The organism is Arthrobacter sp. TmT3-37 (assembly GCF_054510835.1).
In genome coordinates, this window is sequence record NZ_JBTNDU010000001.1 from 278,040 (window position 1) to 296,742 (window position 18,703).

The window sequence follows — 18,703 nt, forward strand, 5'->3', positions numbered from 1 at the left end:
ACCGTCGGCGTGCATGCGGCGCCGCACCTCGTCCGCTCCCAGGAGCAGCAGGCCGGTGTCCGTCGTGGCCGCGATTCAGGAGAAGCCCGCCGCGCCGAGGATCGCCGCGCGTTCGGGCGTGCCCGCGTAGGCACCCGCCCGGATCCCCGCGACCCTGCAGGCGCCGATGATCCTCTCCAGCGGAGCGCGCTCCCCCGTGGACGCGAGGAGGTCGTCGACCTCCAGCCCGAGGGCGAGCGACAGATCGAACGGACCGACGAAGATCATGTCCACCCCGGGGACCGCGGCGATCCCCTCCACCGCCTCCAGGGCGCGGGCGGTCTCGATCATCACCGAACACAGCGGGACGGCGTGCCGTCCGCCGTCGGAGCCCGGCTGGTGGACCGGCCGGGCGCCGTGGAGCGGCCCCCAGCTCCTGGCCCCGAGGGGAGGGTAGTGGCTGGCGGCCACAGCCGCTTCGGCGTCGGCCACGGTGTCCACGAGGGGCACGACGACGCCGTCCGCGCCCGGCCGATGAGCGCGGCGTCACTGGCTGCGACCCGCACGAGCATCGGGGCGTCGCCCGCCGACCGCCGACCGAGGGTGTCCCGCAGCCCACGATCGTCGAAATGACCGTGCTGCGCGTCGAGGCCCACCCAGCCGAGGCCGGCCGCCGCCAGTGCGTTCGCGAGTCGGGGCTCGCCGAGGGTGGCCCACACGCCGAGCACCGGGTCGCGGCCAGGCATTCCGTCAGTCATCCCCCATTGTCACCCTCGACCGGGCTCGACGGCGCCGGGGTGGCACGCGGACCCGCGCTTCGGGGACGCGCCGGGGCGTCCCCGAAGCGCGTGCGTCCCCGGCCGGCGGGCGCCCCGCTTCCGCCCGCCGGCCCGATGACCGGGTCAGGCGTCCAGTGCCCGTGCCCAGAGGTTGATGTCCGAATCGACGGCGAACTCGTCGATCGCGTGCAGCTCCTCCGAGGTGAAGTCGAGGTTCTGCACGGCTGCCAGGCTGTCCTCCAGCTGGCGGACACTGGAGGCGCCGATGAGCGCCGACGTGATGGGTGAACCCTTGACCTGCGGACGCAGGATCCAGGCGATGGCCATCTGGGCGAGGCTCTGGCCGCGGCCCTCGGCGATCGCGTTCAGCCCCCGCACCCGGCGGAGGTTGTCCTCCGACAGGTGGTCCTCGGAGAGCGACTTCTGGGCGGCGGCGCGCGAGTCGGCGGGCACCCCGTCGAGGTAGCGGCTCGTCAGCAGGCCCTGCGCCAGCGGCGAGAAGGCGATCGATCCGGCGCCCGTGGCCTCGAGTGCCTCCGGCAGGTTCGGTTCCCCGTTCTCCACCCACCGGTTCAGCATCGAGTACGAGGGCTGGTGGATCAGCAGCGGCGTGCCGAGATCCGCCAGGATCGCGGCGGCCTGCAGGGTCCGCTCGGGCGAGTAGGACGAGATCCCGGCGTAGAGCGCCCGTCCGGAGCGCACCGCGGTGTCCAGCGCGCCCATCGTCTCCTCGAGCGGCGTCTCGGGGTCGGGGCGGTGGCTGTAGAAGATGTCCACGTAGTCCAGCCCCATGCGCTCGAGGGACTGGTCGAGGCTCGCCAGCAGGTACTTCCGGGAGCCGAAGTTGCCGTACGGGCCCGGCCACATGTCGTACCCGGCCTTGCTGGAGATCACGAGTTCGTCGCGGAACGGACGGAAGTCGTCCTTCAGGTGGCGGCCGAAGTTCGTCTCCGCGCTGCCGTAGGGCGGGCCGTAGTTGTTGGCGAGGTCGAAGTGGGTCACGCCGAGGTCGAACGCCCGGCGGAGGATGGCCCGCTGCGTGTCGAAGGGCTTGTCATCACCGAAGTTGTGCCACAGGCCCAGGGAGACGGCGGGAAGCTGCAGTCCGCTCCGTCCCACTCGGCGGTACGGCATCTTCTCATAACGGTCATCAGCGGGGTGGTAGGTCATCCCCTCATCCTAGGCGAGCGGACGCTGCTTCCCCCGGGGAGGCACGGTGGGGGCCAACGGGACCCGGAGCGGACCCGGAGGCGGCTCGGCCGATGAGCCCGGCCCCTTCCCCGCCGGGCGGATGGCGCGCACCGATTTGTTCCGCCCGCTGGCCTTGGCGGCGTAGAGCGCCTGGTCGGCCGCGGCGATCGCCGCGTCGAGATCGTAGTCCGCCGCTTCGACGGCGGCGACGCCGTAGCTCACGGTCGGCATCTCGAACCCGCCCGGCGTCGAGTGTCCCCGCAGGGCCATGCTCACGTCCCGCGTGATGTCCTCGCTCCTGGACACCGAGGCTCCGGGCAGCAGGAAGATGAACTCCTCGCCCCCGTACCGGCCCACGAGATCGGTGGAGCGGACCGTCTCGGCGCAGGCCGCGGCGAAGGCCCTGAGGACGGTGTCCCCCGCGGCATGGCCGTGGGTGTCGTTGACGCTCTTGAAGAAGTCGAGGTCAGCGAGGATCAGCGTCCCGGGCCGGTCCGTCCGGGCGAGCCGATCCGTCTGCACGGATGCGAGGTCGAGGAACCCCGAGCGGTTGAGCAGCCCCGTCAGCGCGTCCCGGTCGGCACGCGTGCGCAGGTCCGTGGCGATCTGCTCGGCACTCAGCGCCGCTGCGCTGAAGGACACGACGACGAGCAGCAGCATGGTGATCAGGGTGGTGATGCCCGAGCCGAAGTAGGTGGTGAAGGCGTACCCGTCCTGGCCGCCGGCCACGAAGGCGATGCACCGGCCCAGGTAGAGGAGCGCCAGGAAGCCGGAGGCGACCGCCAGCGGAGCCTGCACCCTGCTGTAGCTGCTGGGCAGCCGCCACAGCTCCCACGAGGCGAGTCCGATGGTCAGCGACATCATGCCGAGGAACACCGGACCACCGGACCACGTATTGGTGGCGGGGTTGTCGACCGCCGAGGCGAGCAGCGTCAGGAGCGGTGCCGCCGACAGCTGGAGCCAGGCCGGTTTGCTGGTCCGCAGGGTCCGGGCGCCCGCCCATACACTGACCGTCCCCAGGACCAGCAGCGTGTTGGACAGCGGGTTGGCCCACACCTGGTGCCCGGTACCGTCGAGCAGGTAGCCGGAGGATCCGATGAAGAAGAAGGCGATGGCGGCGCACCACCATGCGCTGTAGGCGGACCGGGTCTGGCGGAAGGCGACGGTGTAGAACAGCACGAAGAGGGTGATGGCGATGGCCCCGAAAGCCACCCGCAGTGTCGTGATGTCCAGGGTCATGGTGTTCCTGCCGCCTCGTGCCTTCCGGATCCCCGCACCCACGTGGGCGGGATCCGCCTCCCCTCGGGGAAGATCTCCCGCCCAGTATGCCGGAGTCCACCGACCGTTCGTCCCGCCGGGCGCCCCTCCTGTCGTAACCCTTGCAGAGTCCGCGGGCTACGCTGCGGCGAGGCTGAGGACGAGCGCTGCATGGGGCGGCAGCTGCACGGTGTCGGCCAGCAGCCCGACGCCGTCGACCGTGGACAGCAGGACCTCGGCGTCGGCCCCGCGCACCGGGACGGTCGCCATCGTGTCGGCCAGGTTCAGCACGACGGCGGTGCTGCCGCGGTGCAGGACGATCCAGCGGCTGTCCTCGTCGAACTCCACCGAGATGCTGCCGAAGTCGGGATCGCGCAGTTCGGGGCGCGAACGGCGCAGGCGGATGAGCTCACGATAGGTGGCGAGCAGTTCGGCGTGGTGACCCTGCTCCGCCTCGGCCCACTGAAGCTTCGCGGAGGCGAACGTCGCGGGATCCTGGGGGTTGGGCACGTCCTCAGGGCGCCAGCCCATGCGCTCGAACTCCTTGAGCCGCCCCTCGGCCGTGGCCCTGCCGAGTTCCGGTTCGGGGTGGGAGGTGAAGAAGGGCCAGGGCGTGGACGCCCCGTACTCCTCGCCCATGAAGAGCATCGGGGTGAACGGACCGAGGATGTTGAGCACGGCGGCCTGCGCGAGCTGTGCCGGGTTCAGGGAGGCGCTGATGCGGTCTCCGGCCGCCCTGTTGCCGATCTGGTCGTGGTTCTGGGTCGCGACGACCAGCTGGAGCGGCGAGACGCGGGACGGGTCGATCTCCCGGCCGTGGTGGCGTTCGCGGAACGACGAGTAGGTCCCGTTGTGGAAGAACCCCTTCTCGAGGACCTTCGCGAGTGCCCCGACCGAGTCGAAGTCGAGGTAGTACCCCTCGGTCTCCCCCGTGAGGTTGACGTGCACCGCGTGGTGGAAGTCGTCGCTCCACTGGCCGGCCAGTCCGTACCCGCCGACGTCGCGGCCCTGGATGAGGCGCGGGTTGTTGAGGTCCGATTCCGCGATGAGGAACAGCGGCTTGCCGAGTTCCGCCGCGCACTCGTCGGTGCGCGTGCTGAACTCCTCGAGGATGTGCACGGCGCGCTCGTCGTGCAGGGCGTGCACGGCGTCGAGGCGGAGGCCGTCCACATGGTAGTCCCGGAACCACATGAGCAGGTTCTCGACCACGTACTCGCGGACCTCGTCCGACTGCGGTCCGTCGAGGTTCAGTGCGTCGCCCCACGTGTTGGAGAGGCCCTCCGTGAGGTAGGGGCCGAAGAGCCCGAGGTAGTTCCCGCTCGGGCCGAGGTGGTTGTGGACGACGTCCTGGATGACGCCGAGGCCCTTCCGGTGCGCGGCGTCCACGAAGCGCTGGTAGGCGGCCGGACCGCCGTAGGTCTCCTGGACCGCGTACCAGAGGACCCCGTCGTAGCCCCAGTTGTGGGTCCCGTTGAAGGCGTTGACGGGCAGGAGCTCCACGTACTGCACGCCGAGGTCCACGAGGTGGTCCAGCTTGCCGATCGCCGCGTCGAGCGTCCCTTCGGGGGTGAAGGTGCCGAGGTGCATCTCGTAGATGACGCCGCCGTTGAGGCCCGGCGACTGCCACGACTCGTCCTGCCAGTCGTGGGCGCCCGGGTCGAAGGTGCGGGAGAGCTGGTGGACGCCCTCGGGCTGGCGGCGCGAGCGCGGGTCGGGGACGGGGGTGTCGGAGCCGTCGACGAGGTACCCGTAGGAGACGTCGGACGACGACGGCGGGGCGTCCGACGGATGCCACCAGTCGCCCTCGCCACGGGTCATCGGGTACTCGGTGCCGTCGGCCACGAGCGTGAGGGACTCGGCGCGGGGCGCCCAGACGTCGAACGGTGATCTCATGATGCGTCCTCCTGGACCAGTAGCGCTGCGGGGAAGGTGGTGAAGAGATCGGCCGCGCGGACGGTGCCGCCCGCAACGGTGGCGCCGGTGAGCGCGCACGTGTAGGTGCCGGACGGGAGGTCCAGCGTGGTGTCCCCCCACCCGCCGCGCTGCTCGAGTCCGTAGGGCAGTCGCGTGATCAGGGTGACGGCACCCCCGCGGTCGAAGCCGAAGACGTGGTCCGCGGCCTCACCGGAGGACGGGATGGCGGTGTAGCCGGTGAACAGCTCGGAACGGTCCCGGCGGAGCTTCAGGGCGCGGGTCACCACGAGCAGCTTCGCTGCGGCGTCGGCACCGACCTGGGGCAGGGCGCCGAAGGCGAGGTCGGTGAGCACCTGACGGCGCGCGTCGTAGTCCACCTCCCGGCGGTTGTCGGGATCCACGAGCGAGGTGTCCCAGAACTCCGTGCCCTGGTAGACGTCGGGCACCCCCGGCATGGTCAGTTGGAGCAGCTTCAGGCCGATCGAGTTCGACCAGCCCGCCTGCTGGATCCGCGCGACGAGGCCCTCGATGACGGCGTTGACCGAGGCGTCGTCGAACGCCGCGTCGACGGCGGCATGCATGCCGCGCTCGAACTCCTCGTTCGGCGCCGTCCAGTGCGTACTCAGGTCGGCCTCGCGCGAGGCCTTCTCGGCGTAGGCGTGGGCGCGCTCGCGGCTCAGCGGCCATGCCCCGATCAGGGACTGCCAGAGCAGCGGCGCGAACGTCGGGTCGCCGATGGGCGCGAGGTCCTCGAGCCCCGACAGCACGTCGGTCCAGACCTCGGGCAGCTCGGACAGGACGGAGATCCGGGAGCGGGTGTCCTCGCTGCGCTTGGTGTCGTGCGTGCTGAGGGTGGTCATGGCCAGCGGGCTGTCCGTCTCCCGTTCGAGCAGCCGTCGGTGGAGTTCCAGCGGGTCGAGCGAGAAGATGGCCGGATCCGCGCCGACCTCGTTGAGGGAGACGAGCCGCGAGTACCGGTAGAACGCGGTGTCCTCGACGCCCTTCGCCATGACCATGCCGGAGGTCTGCTGGAAGCGGCGGGCCAGTTCCGTCAGCTTCCCTGGACCGCCGTCGAGGAACGGATCGAGCAGCGGGTGGAGCGCGGTGATGGTGTCCGCGAGGTCCGGCCGGCGCACCTGCGCGTCCCGCACCGCCTCGGCGAGGTACTCCGAGCCACCCGGGAGGTAGCTGCGGTAGACCGGGAAGCAGGTCAGCAGTTCGGCGATCGCGTCCGCCGCGGCCTCCGGATCGAGGCCCGCGTCCGCCGGGACGAGCCGCGTGAGCCGCAGCACCTCGGAGCGGAGGATGCCGTCGGCGATGCCGCGCTTGGTGCCGTGGATCATCTCGTGGAACGGATCCACGGGCACGGACGCCGTGAGGGCGTGCTCGCCCGCCGGGTCCGTGAAGAGCCGGTCGATGTCGGCGAGGGCGTCGTAGCCGGTGGTTCCCTCCGTGGCCCAGTCCTCCGGCATCTTCTCCCCGGGCTCGAGGATCTTCTCCACGAGCACGTACGCGCCGCCGGTCAGGGTACGGAGATCGTCCAGGTAGCCCTTGGGATCCGCGAGTCCGTCCGGGTGGTCGATGCGCAGGCCGTCCACGAGGCCCTCGTCGAACCACCGCTTCACCTCGCTGTGGCTCTCCTCGAACACCCACGGCACCTCGACGCGCAGGCCCGCGAGCGTGTTCACGCCGAAGAAGCGCCGGTAGTTCAGCTCGCTGTCGGCGCGGCGCCAGTTCACGAGCTCGTAGTGCTGGCGCTCGTGGACCTCGGCTCCGGTGTCACCCGGATGCGCTGTCCCTTCGGCGATCGGGTACCGGTTGTCGTAGTAGTGCAGTTCGCCGTCGACGACGGTGAGCTGGTCCAGCTCGCCGTCGCCGTCGCCGAGCACCGGTACCCGGATCCGTCCGTGGTTGGCGTCCCAGTCGACGTCGAACGCCTCCGCCATGCGGGAGGAGGGTCCCTCCTTCAGCAGCTGCCACCACCAGGCGTTGTCGGCGGGCGTCTCGATGCCCATGTGGTTGGGGACGATGTCGACGAGCACGCCCATCCCCGCGGCCCGGGCGGCCTCGCTGAGTGCCGCAAGGCCGCCGGGACCGCCCCGGTCGGGGTCGACGGCGGTGGGATCGGTCACGTCGTAGCCGTGGCCCGATCCCTTCTCCGCCGTGAGGATCGGCGACAGGTACACCCAGTCCACCCCGAGGTCGTGCAGGTACGGCACCAGGGCCGCGGCCCGATGCAGGTCGAACCCGCTCCGGATCTGCAGCCGGTAGGTCGATTTCGGTGTCAACACGTGGAAGTCCTCCTGGGACGGGGGTGGGTGTACCTGTCGGGGTGGTGCTAGGGGGTGCCGGTCTTGGCGGTGACCTCGTTGGCGAGGATCGCCAGGGACGCCGCGACGGAATGGTCAGCGTCCTCGACCTCCGTGTGCGCCCGCAGGACCACCATGGACTTCGCCTCGATCGAGATCGTGGCGCCGGCCGGGATGGCCTCGCTGTCCGCGTACTTGCCGGCGGTGTCGATCACTTCGTCCCAGGAGGTCCCGTACTCGTCGGAGGGGATCGTGAAGTCCACGGCCTCGTCATGGGCGTTGAAGTACAGCAGGAAGTTGGCGTCGACGATCCGCTGTCCGCGCGCGTCACGGCCCTGGATGCCCTGGCCGTTGAGGAAGACCCCGATCGAGCGGCCGAAGCCGCTGTTCCAGTCCTCGGGCGCCATCAGCTCGCCGGACGTGTCGAGCCACACGATGTCCGGCAGCGCCTCGCCCTCGCCGCGGCGCACGGGGCGCCCGTCGAAGAACCGGCGACGGCGGAACGTGGGGTGCTCGGACCGCAGGCGGTTGACGGCCGCGGTGAATTCGAGCAACGGCTGGTCCATCTTGTCCCAGTGCACCCAGCTCAGTTCGGAGTCCTGGCAGTAGGTGTTGTTGTTGCCCTCCTGCGTCCGGCCCAGTTCGTCGCCGTGGAGCAGCATCGGGACGCCCTGCGAGAGCAGGAGGGTCGCGATGAAGTTGCGCTGCTGCCGCACGCGGATGGCGAGCACCTCGGGATCGTCCGTCGGTCCCTCGACGCCGCCGTTCCAGGAACGGTTGTGCGACTCGCCGTCGTTGTTGTCCTCGCCGTTGGCCTCGTTGTGCTTCTCGTTGTAGGACACGAGGTCGCGCAGCGTGAAGCCGTCATGGGCCGTGACGAAGTTGATGGACGCGACGGGGCGGCGCATCGAGTGCTCGTAGAGATCCGCCGAACCGGTGAGGCGCGAGGCGAACTCGCCGATGCTCGAGGGCTCTCCGCGCCAGAAGTCGCGGACCGTGTCGCGGTACTTGCCGTTCCACTCCGTCCACTGCGGCGGGAAGTTGCCCACCTGGTAGCCGCCGGGACCGACGTCCCAGGGCTCGGCGATGAGCTTGACCTGCGAGACGATCGGATCCTGCTGCACGAGTTCGAAGAAGGCCGAGAGGCGGTCCACCTCGTAGAACTCGCGGGCGAGGGCCGAGGCGAGGTCGAAGCGGAAGCCGTCGACGTGCATCTCCGTGACCCAGTAGCGCAGCGAGTCCATGAGCAGCTGCAGGGAGTGCGGGTTGCCGACATTGAGTGAGTTGCCCGTGCCGGTGGTGTCCATGTAGTACTGCTTGTCGTCCTCGACCAGGCGGTAGTAGGACGCGTTGTCGATGCCGCGCATCGAGATCGTGGGACCCATATGGTTGCCCTCGGCCGTGTGGTTGTAGACCACGTCGAGGATGACCTCGATACCGGCGAGGTGGAGTTCGCGCACCATGGCCTTGAACTCCTGGACCTGCTCGCCCTGGTCACCGGTGGAGGTGTACTTGTTGTGCGGGGCGAAGAAGCCGATGGTGTTGTAGCCCCAGTAGTTCGAGAGGCCCTTCTCCTGCAGCGTGCTGTCGTTGACGAACTGGTGCACGGGCATCAGCTCGATCGCCGTGACCCCGAGCTTCTGCAGGTGCGCGATCACGGAGGGGTGCGCGATGCCCGCGTAGGTGCCGCGCTGCTCCTCCGGGACATCCGGGTGCAGCTGCGTGAGTCCCTTGACGTGGGCCTCGTAGATGACGGACTGGTGGTACGGCGTGCGCGGCATGCGGTCGCCGTCCCAGTTGAAGAACGGGTTCACGACGACGCCGAGCATCATGTGCGCCGCGGAGTCCTCGTCGTTGACGGAGTGCTCGTCACCGAAGTTGTAGCCGAACAGGGCCTGGTCCCAGTCGAGGTCGCCGGCGATCGCCTTGGCGTAGGGGTCCAGGAGGAGTTTGTTCGGGTTGCAGCGGTGACCCTCGGCCGGGTTGTTGGGGCCGTGGACCCGGTAGCCGTACTTCTGTCCGGGAGTCACCTGGGGGAGGTAGCCGTGCCAGACGTAGCCGTCCACCTCCTTGAGCTCGATGCGGGTTTCCGTGCCGTCGTCGTCGAAGAGACAGAGGACCACCAGGTCCGCCACCTCGCTGTACAGCGCGAAGTTCGTTCCCGTGCCGTCATAGGTCGCGCCGAGGGGATACGCGTCGCCGGGCCATAGTTCCATGAGTTCTCCTTGATGTCTTCTGCCGTGGGCGCCTCGGGGGCGGCCACGGCGATACTCGCGGTCGTCGGGGTCCTCGGACCCCGATCTCCTGCTTCATGCATAGCGCATTCGTCTGTCGTACTGGTTAACCGTGTCGCTCACATCGCTAGGCGACGCTCCTCGAGGAGGTCCGCGACGACCGCTCCGATGTCGCCGGGAAGATCCGAGACCACCACCGGCCCACGGCGTGCCGCCCGACGGCCGGCGCGGCCGTGGATCAGCGCGCCGGCTGCGGCGACGGCGGCCCACAGGTCCACCGGGTCCACGCCGATGCGTTCCGCCGCGCCGTCGTCCTCCGCGAGCGTCGCGGCGAGTGCCCCGACGATCCCGGAGAGCGTGTCCCCGGAACCCGCCGTGGCGAGCCAGGGGGTGGCGTCCGCCTGCACGAACAGCGCACCGGAGGGGGCCGCGACGATCGTCGTGAACCCCTTGAGCAGGACGGTGGCGCCCGTGGCCTCGGCGGCCCTCAGCGCGAAGTGTGCGGGTTCGGCCTCGATCGCGGGTCGTTCCGCCTCGACGCCGCGCGCGGCGAGCACCTCGCGCAGCTCTCCCGCGTGGGGCGTCAGGATGACCTGGGGTCCCACGCGCTCCGGTACCTCGGTGAGCGCACCGGCGTCGACGACGACCGGCAGTCCCGAGGTGATCGCGTCGCGGGCGCGTGTGCGCTGGTCGTCGTCGTCGACGGCTCCGGGACCCACCAGCCAGGCCTGGGAGCGGGCCTCCGCGACGGAGCCGGTGGAGGACACCGCCTCAGGGTTCCGCTGGTGGATCAGAGCCGCGACGGCGGGCGGTCCGAGGTAGCGCACCATGCCGACGCCGGTGGCGAGGGCCGCGCCCACCGCGAGTGCGGCTGCCCCCGGGTAGCGGATGGACCCGGCGGCGACACCGAGGACGCCGCGCGAGTACTTGTGGTCCCGGACACCCGGGAGGCGGAGCAGCGCGGCGGCGTCGGCGTCGAGCAGGGTGCATGCCGCAGGCGGGAACGGGGCGAGGTCGAGGCCGATGTCGACGACGTGCAGTTGACCGGCCGCCACGGCGCCGTCGCCGATGAGGAGCCCGGGCTTCGCGGCCCCGAAGGTGACGGTCGCGTCGGCGGGGAGGACCGGACCCTGGACGAGTCCCGTGTCGACCCCGATCCCGCTGGGCAGGTCGCAGGCGACGACGAGCGCGGAGCGGGCCGCGCGGGGCCCGGCCGCCGCGTCGATCGCCCGGACGAGGTCCGCGGCCGTGCCCCGGAGCCCTCCGCTCGCACCGGTGCCGAGGATGCCGTCGATGACGACGTCGGCCGCTGCGGCGTGCGCTGCGAGGTCGGAGACGTCGGCGCCGTCGAGGCGGACGGTGGTACCGCCGGCCCGGACGAAGGCGTCGAGGGCGTCGGCGTGCACGCGCTCGGAGGTGAGGACCGCGGTCGCACCGACCCCCCGGCGCAGGAGCCGCTCCCCCGCGTACAGGGCGTCCGCTCCGTTGTTGCCACTGCCGGCGAGCACGACGGCTGTGGCTCCGTAGATGCCGCGGCCGGCGTCGCGCAGCAGCCCCAGCACCACGCCGAACAGGCCGTGGGCAGCCCGCTGCATGAGGGTGTCCCCCTGGCCGGCGTCGATGAGGGGTGCCTCCGCAGCGCGGACGTCACCCCCGGAAAAGGCGTTGAGCATATGATCGAGCTTAGCGGTAAGCCGACAGATAATCAGTACGGTTACTATTCGCCGGCCGAGGTGGCGCGGCCCTCCGCCACCACCATGGCCGTCGCGAGGCCGCCGTCGTGGCTGATCGACAGGTGCCATGTCTCGACGCCCCGGGCACGCGCCGCGGCCGCGACCGTCGCCTCGACGACGACGGAGGGGGCACCGGCGTCATCGACCGCGATGGTGCAGTGCTGCCAGTTCATGCCCACGGGTGCACCGAGAGCCTTGGCGATGGCCTCCTTGGCGGCGAAGCGCGCCGCGAGCGAACGGGTGTTGAGCCCGCGCTCGGCCGGGACGAAGAGCCGCTCCACCAGGGCGGGGGTCCGCTCGAGCTGCTGACGGAAGCGTTCGATGTCGACGACGTCGACCCCGATGCCGACGATCACGCCGCACGCCCGACGGGTGCCGCCACGGGAGTCAGCGGCGGCACCGGGAGGGCACTACTCAACCGTGACCGACTTCGCCAGGTTGCGCGGCTGGTCGACGTCGTAGCCCTTGGCGCTGGCGAGGGCGAGCGCGAAGATCTGCAGCGGGACCGTGGTGAGCAGCGGTGCGAGGAGCGTCGGCGACGCGGGCACGTAGAAGACGTGCTCCGAGTAGGCCTCCACGGAGGTGTCACCCTCCTCGGCGATGACGATCGTCACGGCACCGCGCGCTCGGATCTCCTGGACGTTGGAGACCACCTTGGCATGCAGCGAGTCGCGGGCGGTCGACGACGGCATGACCACGACGACGGGCTGGCCCTCCTCGATCAGCGCGATCGGTCCGTGCTTGAGCTCGCCGGCGGCGAACCCCTCGGCGTGGATGTACGCGAGCTCCTTGAGCTTGAGCGCGCCCTCCATGGCCACGGGGAAGCCCACGTGGCGGCCCAGGAACAGCACGGACTTCGCGTTGGACATGTCCGCGCCGAGCTGCTTGATCTTGTCGGCATCGTCGAGGATGGACTGGATCTTGGCGGGGATGGTCGAGAGGTCCGCGAGGACGTCGGCGATCTCGTCGCGGTACTTGTTGCCGCGCAGCTGCGCGAGGTAGAGGCCGAGCAGGTACGCCGCGGTGATCTGGGCGAGGAACGCCTTGGTGGAGGCGACGGCGATCTCCGGGCCGGCGTGCGTGTACAGCACGGCGTCCGATTCGCGCGGGATCGTGGAGCCGTTGGTGTTGCAGATCGCCACGACCTTGGCGCCCTGCTCCCGGGCGTATCGCACGGCCATGAGGGTGTCCATGGTCTCGCCGGACTGCGAGATGGCGACCACGAGGGTCTTCTCGTTCACGATCGGGTCGCGGTAGCGGAATTCGTGGGAGAGCTCGACCTCGGTCGGGATCCGGCACCAGTGCTCGATCGCGTACTTGGCGACCTGACCGGCATAGGCCGAGGTACCGCACGCCAGCACCACGATCTTGTCGACGGAGCGCAGGATGGACTCGTCGATGCGCAGCTCGTCGAGCACGAGGTTGCCGGAGACGTCCGACCGGCCGAGGAGCGTCTGTCCGACGGCGTCGGGCTGGTCGTGGATCTCCTTCTCCATGAAGGACTCGAAGCCGCCCTTCTCCGCCGCCGCGGCGTCCCAGCTGACGTGGAACTCGGTGCCCTCGGCGGGCGCGCCGAAGAAGTCGGTGATCGCGACGTCGTCGGGCGTGATGGTGACGATCTGGTCCTGGCCGAGCTCGACGGCGCGGCGCGTGAAGTCGATGAAGCCCGAGACGTCGGAGCCGAGGAAGTTCTCGCCGTCGCCCAGTCCGACGACGAGCGGGGAGTTGCGGCGGCCGGCGACGACGGTGCCGGGCTGGTCCTGGTGGATGGCGAGCAGGGTGAAGGCACCCTCGAGGCGCTGGCAGGCCTGCTGCAGGGCCAGGGTGAGGAGGTCGCCCTGGGCGCCGCTGTCGACGAGCCTGCGGTACAGGAGGCCCACGAGCCCTGCCGCGACCTCGGTGTCCGTGTCGGAGAGGAAGGTGAGGCCCTCACCGGTCAGTTCCGCCTTCAGCTCGGCGTAGTTCTCGATGATGCCGTTGTGGATCAGGGCCAGCCGGCCGCCGTCGGCCAGGTGCGGGTGCGCGTTCTGGTCGGTGGGTCCGCCGTGGGTCGCCCACCGCGTGTGGCCGATGCCGGTCAGCGAGCGCGGCAGCGGGTCGGCGGCCAGTTCGTCGATGAGGTTGGTGAGCTTGCCGGCCTTCTTGCGCGACTCGATGCCGGCCGGGGTGATCACGGCGACGCCCGCGGAGTCGTACCCGCGGTACTCGAGCCGCCGCAGCCCCTCCATGACGACGTCGAGCGCGCCGTGCTGCGCTTCGGATGATTCCTGCCCGAACGCCGGGGCGACTGAGTCAAGCGCCGACGATCCCTGGCCGTGGTCCCGGCCTACATACCCCACAATTCCACACATGCCTCCAATCGTACCGGTGGCAGGATTGGTTAATGCGCAGGCCACCGGGCAGAATCGTCGGGTGAGTGACAGAAGCACGGGTACGCAGCAGGCCACCAGTGCCGAATCCTTCACACCGTTCGTCGAGCTGGACCGGCCCATGTGGTCACGTCTGTCCCATGAGATCGAGAGTCCGCTCAACATGGAGGACGTGCAGCGCCTGCGCGGACTCGGGGACGCACTGAACCTCGACGAGGTGCGCGAGGTCTACCTCCCGCTCTCCCGCCTGCTCAACCTCTACATCGCCGCGGCGGGTCAACTGCACGCGGCCACGAACACGTTCCTCGGCGAGACGACCACCAGGACCCCGTTCGTGATCGGCGTCGCCGGTTCCGTGGCGGTGGGCAAGTCGACGACGGCGAGGGTGCTCCGCGAGCTCCTGCGGCGCTGGCCGGACACCCCCGACGTGGAGCTCATCACCACGGACGGTTTCCTCTACCCCAACGCCGAACTCGAACGGCGCGGCCTGATGCAGCGCAAGGGCTTCCCCGAGTCCTACGACCGCCGCCGGCTGCTCCGCTTCGTCAGCGAGGTCAAGAGCGGCGCGGCCGAGGTGACCGCACCCTGGTACTCCCACCTCACCTACGACATCGTCCCGGGCCGGGAAGTGGTGGTGCGGCGGCCGGACGTCCTGATCGTGGAGGGACTCAACGTCCTCGCCCCGGCACGGCCGCGACCCGACGGCATCACGGGCCTGGCGCTCAGCGACTTCTTCGACTTCTCGATCTACGTGGATGCGAAGACCGCCCATATCGAGCAGTGGTACATCGACCGCTTCCAGTCGCTGCGGTCCGGGGCGTTCGCCGACCCCGAGTCCTACTTCCACCGGTACGCGAACCTGACGGACGAGGAGGCGCGGCAGACCGCCAAGGGCATCTGGGAGCGGATCAACGAGCCCAACCTGCTGGCCAACGTGCTGCCGACACGCGGACGGGCGCAACTCGTCCTCACGAAGGACGCCGACCACTCGATCCGCCGCATGCTCCTGCGGAAGACCTGACCGTGCGCCTCGTGCCGGGCGCGGCGACGGTGCTCCTGCTGGCACTCTCCGCATGCTCGGCCCCCGCTCCGGAGCCGGCGGCGGCGATCCCCACGTCGATCGCCACGCCGATCCCCAGGTCGATCACGGCGCCGCCGCCACCGAACGCTGCCGCCGAGATCCCCTCCCCCGGCGACCTACCGGCCCCGGCCCAGCGTGAGCCAGCACCCGCTGCATCGGATGCGGCGCCGGGCCCGACCCCGGCGGCTGCTGCCCGGCACGCCGATCCCGGCGCCGTCGACCTGGTGGTGAACAAGCGGCGTCCCCTGGTGCCGCTGGACTACGTCCCCGCCGACCTGCGCCTGCCCGAGGTGGCGACCGCCACCGACAGGGCGCTCCTGCGTCCCGACACGGCCACGGCGGTGGAGGGGATGTTCGCGGCAGCCGCGGCCGAGGGCGTCGGGCTGGTCCTGGTCAGCGGCTACCGCTCGTTCGCCGACCAGGAATCGACGTACACGTACTGGGTGGGTGAGTACGGTGATCCTGCAGCGGCGGACACGGTGTCGGCCCGCCCCGGTTATTCGGAGCACCAGACGGGTCTCGCGTTCGACATCGGCCAGGCGGACGGGGCGTGCACGCTCGTGCTGTGCTTCCGCGACACGCCGGCCGCGCAGTGGGCTGCGGAGCATGCCGCGGACTTCGGGCTGATCCTCCGCTATCCGCTGGGGTTCCACGAGATCACCGGCTTCTCGGCGGAGTCCTGGCACTTCCGCTACGTCGGCAGGGACGTGGCCCTGGCGATGAAGGCCGCCGGGACGCAGACCCTCGAGGAGCACTACGGGCTGCCGGCGGCGCCGTCCTACTGACGTCCCTCCGATCGGCAGGACGGCATCCCGCTCAGGGCATGGCCGGTAGCCGCACGCCGGTCTCCGCTGCCAGCGCCGCCATCAGACGGTCCTGGAAGGCCGTGTCGTGGACAGCCTCGTGCGGCCGCCGCTGCTGCCGGTGGAACCAGTAGCCGCCGCTCGTGAGTGCGTCGGGGTGGTCGCTCGTCGCGAGCCACACCTGCGTCCGGTGGCCGAGCTCGAGATCGTCCGGCGCATCGGGGCCGCCCATGCGGGTGGGGACCCATCCCGGGTCGACCGCGTGGGCGACCAGGTCGGGCCGCAGCCGGGCCAGCGCGGCGACGAACGTCGTGAGGAAGAGCTTGCTGTCCCCGTACGAGCCCGGCGTGTGTCCCCGCCAGTCCACCCCGGCGAGGGAGGCACGACCACTGTAGTGCGAGCCGCTGCTGAGGTAGACGTGGCGCTGCGGACCCTCGAGCAGTGCGGTGAGGAGGTACGGGGCTATCACGTTGACGGGCATCACGGCGTGCCCGCTCCAGACACCCGCATTGTGGATCACGGCGTCCAGCGGCACCGCCGGCCGTAGTTCGTCGGCGATGCGCACCACGGCGTCGCGGTCCTCGAGGTCCCCGACGACGACCTGCGCCCCGCGATCGCGCCGCACGAGACCGGCCGCGCGTTCGGGGGTGCGGGCGTGGGCGACGACGTCGTGCCCGTCCGCCAGCAATGCCTCCGCGGCGGCGAGGCCGAGCCCGTCCGTGGAACCGGTGACGAGGATCCTCATGCCATTGCCTTTCCGGGAACCGCGACGACCCCACCGACCCACACTCCCCCGTTCCGGTGGATCCCGCAATGCCCGCGCACGGCGCCTCGGGTCGTGCAAGGCGGAAGTGCCGGCTTACATCCTCCGGCAGGTTTCCTAGGCTGGGAGGAAGCGCCGCGGGAACCGCCGGAGGAGGCACATTGACGGACAGGACTCCCGAGGAGGACCAGCCCGCGCTCGCCCTCGATGCCATCCGGAGGGCGGGCCTGTCGATCGGCGAGGTCTGGGTCCACTACCTGAGCATGGGTGGCTGGGTGGACGAGTACGAGGTCACCGCCTATCTCCACGGTCTGATGCAGCTCGACGACCTCGACCGAAACATGATCGCCCAGTCCGTCAACGAGCTGTACGACGACGTCTGCCGGTCGCCGCGGGCGCCCTTCGCCGCCGACCTCCGCTGACCGTCCGCGTGTAGCGCGCGCTGGGCGACAATGCAGGGCGCCTTCGCGGGGAGGCCCGACGCGTGGATCATCACCGAGGGGGTCGAGCGGATCGAGGAACTCGACGTCCCCGCCGCGCTCGGGGTCCCCCTCGTCCAGGGCTACCTCCTGGGCCGGCCGGGCCGGCTCTGGGTCGAGCTCGATCCGGGGATCGCCCACCGACTCGCCCGGCGGGTGCCGGACGACGCGGGCTGCTTCATGGGCCTCGTCCGCGTGGAGAGGCTTATCACGGCACTCACCGGCGCGGCGGGTGAGGTGCCGGCCGTCGCCGTCGACGAGGGATCCTGCCGGGGCACGGTCTCACATCCCCGCCGGGGCGTGGATAGGTGAACGTCACGGAGCGTTTACGCGGCACGCCAGGACCGGAAACGCGCGCTCACTAGCGTCGGGGGAAAGCAGGAACACCAGCCCCTGGAGGACCCCGTGAGCATCGACGACGCACCAACGCCCACCCTGACCGCAGCCCTCCCCGCGAGCGCGGCGCAGCTGCACCACCGCCCCGGCCGCTGGATCGACAACTGGGACGCCGAGGACACGGCCCAGTGGAACGGTGTCGGCAAGTCCATCGCCCGGCGCAACCTGCAGTGGTCCATCGCCTGCGAGTTCCTCGGCTTCGTGGTCTGGCAGCTGTGGTCCATCGTCGTCGTCTATCTCCCCGCCGCGGGCTTCACGTTCACGACGTCGCAGATCTTCTGGCTGATCTCCATGCCGTCCCTCGTCGGTGCGACGCTCCGCATCCCCTACACCTTCATGGTGCCGAGGTTCGGTGGGAGGAACTGGACGATCATCTCGGCCCTCCTCCTGCTGATCCCGAGCATCGGACTGGCACTCTGCGTCTCGAACCCGGAGACCCCGTTCGGGGTGATGCTCGCCGTCGCGGCGCTCGCCGGCTTCGGCGGTGGCAACTTCGCCAGCTCGATGGCGAACATCACCTTCTTCTATCCGGCGCGCGAGAAGGGCTGGGCGCTCGGCCTGAATGCCGCGGGCGGCAACCTCGGTGCCGCCGTCGCGCAGCTCGTGGTGCCCATCGCCGTCGTGCTCGGTGCCGCCGCGACCCTGAACCTGCCGCTCGCGGGCTGGATCTGGGTGCCACTGATCCTGGTCGCCGCCTTCGGCGCCTGGAAGTACATGGACAACCTGTCGAGCGCCAAGAGCGACTTCGCGGGGTCCCTGGCAGCGGTCCGCGAACCGCACCTGTGGACCATGGCCCTGCTGTACATCGGCACCTTCGGCTCCTTCATCGGCTTCGCCGGTGTCTTCCCGAAGCTGATCGCCGATACCTTCCCCGCCTTCTCGCAGATCTCCATGGGCCCGGTCACGCTGGGCCTGGCCTTCCTCGGCCCCCTGGTCGGCTCCCTCGCCCGGCCCTTCGGCGGACGCCTGGCCGACCGGTTCGGCGGGGCCCTCATCACGGTGTGCGCCTTCGCCGTCCTGGCCACGATCGCCCTGACCGTCGTCTGGACCCTGCCCCTGGCCAACTTCTGGCTCTTCCTCGGACTGTTCCTCGTCCTGTTCGCCGCTGCCGGGGCCGGGAACGGCGCCACCTACCGCATGATCCCCGTGATCTTCGCCCGGCGGGGAGCCGCAGCCGGATCGGGGGAGTTGCGGGAATCGGTCAGCACGGCCCGCAAGTCGGCAGCGGCGCTCGGACTCATCTCGGCCGTCGGCGCCTACGGCGGTTTCCTCATCCCCCAGGTGCTCAACGCCTCGAAGGGCGCCTCCGGCAGCTATGACGGCGCGTTCTACGGTTTCGTCGGTGGGTACGTCCTGATGCTCGCGGTCACCTGGTTCTGCTACCTCCGCCGCTCCTCGCCGCTCGGCACGGTCTGA

The 18,703-nt window shown here is 70.4% G+C and carries 15 protein-coding genes; 5 read left to right on the top strand and 10 right to left on the bottom strand.

Annotated features, from left to right (window positions below; translation table 11 throughout):
* Positions 1-75: 75 nt before the first annotated feature.
* From ACX80U_RS01235 to glmS, 9 genes are all read right to left on the bottom strand, one after another.
* On the bottom strand, positions 76-489 hold the full coding sequence (locus ACX80U_RS01235; protein WP_208738999.1) for an aldolase/citrate lyase family protein: 414 nt from the start codon (positions 487-489) through the stop codon (positions 76-78).
* A 392-nt stretch (positions 490-881) separates the two neighbouring features.
* Entirely contained in the window at positions 882-1,928 is a 1,047-nt protein-coding gene (mgrA, locus tag ACX80U_RS01240) for an L-glyceraldehyde 3-phosphate reductase (RefSeq protein ID WP_133082453.1), read from the bottom strand.
* A 9-nt stretch (positions 1,929-1,937) separates the two neighbouring features.
* Complete coding sequence (locus ACX80U_RS01245; protein ID WP_459267148.1) at positions 1,938-3,188, bottom strand: GGDEF domain-containing protein; 1,251 nt, start codon at positions 3,186-3,188, stop codon at positions 1,938-1,940.
* A 156-nt stretch (positions 3,189-3,344) separates the two neighbouring features.
* Positions 3,345-5,099: a malto-oligosyltrehalose trehalohydrolase gene (gene treZ, locus ACX80U_RS01250; protein ID WP_459267149.1), complete on the bottom strand. Its 1,755-nt coding sequence runs from the start codon at positions 5,097-5,099 to the stop codon at positions 3,345-3,347.
* Complete coding sequence (treY, locus tag ACX80U_RS01255; RefSeq protein ID WP_208739002.1) at positions 5,096-7,411, bottom strand: malto-oligosyltrehalose synthase; 2,316 nt, start codon at positions 7,409-7,411, stop codon at positions 5,096-5,098. Before treY ends, treZ begins: the two co-directional genes overlap by 4 nt.
* Before the next feature lie 47 nt (positions 7,412-7,458).
* Positions 7,459-9,645 carry a glycogen debranching protein GlgX gene (glgX, locus tag ACX80U_RS01260; RefSeq protein WP_133082449.1) on the bottom strand — a complete coding sequence of 729 codons (2,187 nt, stop codon included), beginning with the start codon at positions 9,643-9,645 and terminating at the stop codon, positions 7,459-7,461.
* Positions 9,646-9,782: 137 nt separating this feature from the next.
* Positions 9,783-11,336, bottom strand: a complete 1,554-nt coding sequence (locus ACX80U_RS01265) for a bifunctional ADP-dependent NAD(P)H-hydrate dehydratase/NAD(P)H-hydrate epimerase (protein ID WP_459267150.1) — start codon at positions 11,334-11,336, stop codon at positions 9,783-9,785.
* 44 nt (positions 11,337-11,380) lie between these two features.
* Positions 11,381-11,752 carry a holo-ACP synthase gene (locus ACX80U_RS01270; protein WP_133082447.1) on the bottom strand — a complete coding sequence of 124 codons (372 nt, stop codon included), beginning with the start codon at positions 11,750-11,752 and terminating at the stop codon, positions 11,381-11,383.
* 54 nt (positions 11,753-11,806) lie between these two features.
* Positions 11,807-13,747, bottom strand: coding sequence for a glutamine--fructose-6-phosphate transaminase (isomerizing) (gene glmS / locus ACX80U_RS01275; protein ID WP_133082446.1), 1,941 nt, complete (start codon positions 13,745-13,747; stop codon positions 11,807-11,809).
* Positions 13,748-13,808: 61 nt separating this feature from the next.
* On the opposite strand from glmS, the gene coaA reads away from it, so the two are divergent.
* A complete protein-coding gene (coaA, locus tag ACX80U_RS01280) occupies positions 13,809-14,786 on the top strand; it encodes a type I pantothenate kinase (RefSeq protein WP_459267151.1) in 978 nt (325 codons plus the stop codon).
* Between the two features lie 2 nt (positions 14,787-14,788).
* On the top strand, positions 14,789-15,631 hold the full coding sequence (locus ACX80U_RS01285) for a M15 family metallopeptidase (RefSeq protein WP_459267152.1): 843 nt from the start codon (positions 14,789-14,791) through the stop codon (positions 15,629-15,631).
* A 31-nt stretch (positions 15,632-15,662) separates the two neighbouring features.
* Here ACX80U_RS01285 and ACX80U_RS01290 read toward each other — a convergent pair whose 3' ends face one another.
* The gene (locus tag ACX80U_RS01290; RefSeq protein ID WP_459267153.1) at positions 15,663-16,394 is read right to left on the bottom strand and encodes an SDR family NAD(P)-dependent oxidoreductase; all 732 of its coding nucleotides are present in this window, start codon (positions 16,392-16,394) and stop codon (positions 15,663-15,665) included.
* A gap of 179 nt (positions 16,395-16,573) precedes the next feature.
* On the opposite strand from ACX80U_RS01290, the gene ACX80U_RS01295 reads away from it, so the two are divergent.
* From ACX80U_RS01295 to ACX80U_RS01305, 3 genes are all read left to right on the top strand, one after another.
* Positions 16,574-16,834, top strand: coding sequence for a hypothetical protein (locus tag ACX80U_RS01295; protein WP_459267154.1), 261 nt, complete (start codon positions 16,574-16,576; stop codon positions 16,832-16,834).
* Between the two features lie 30 nt (positions 16,835-16,864).
* Positions 16,865-17,203: a hypothetical protein gene (locus ACX80U_RS01300; protein ID WP_459267155.1), complete on the top strand. Its 339-nt coding sequence runs from the start codon at positions 16,865-16,867 to the stop codon at positions 17,201-17,203.
* Positions 17,204-17,302: 99 nt separating this feature from the next.
* On the top strand, positions 17,303-18,703 hold the full coding sequence (locus tag ACX80U_RS01305; RefSeq protein ID WP_459267341.1) for an MFS transporter: 1,401 nt from the start codon (positions 17,303-17,305) through the stop codon (positions 18,701-18,703).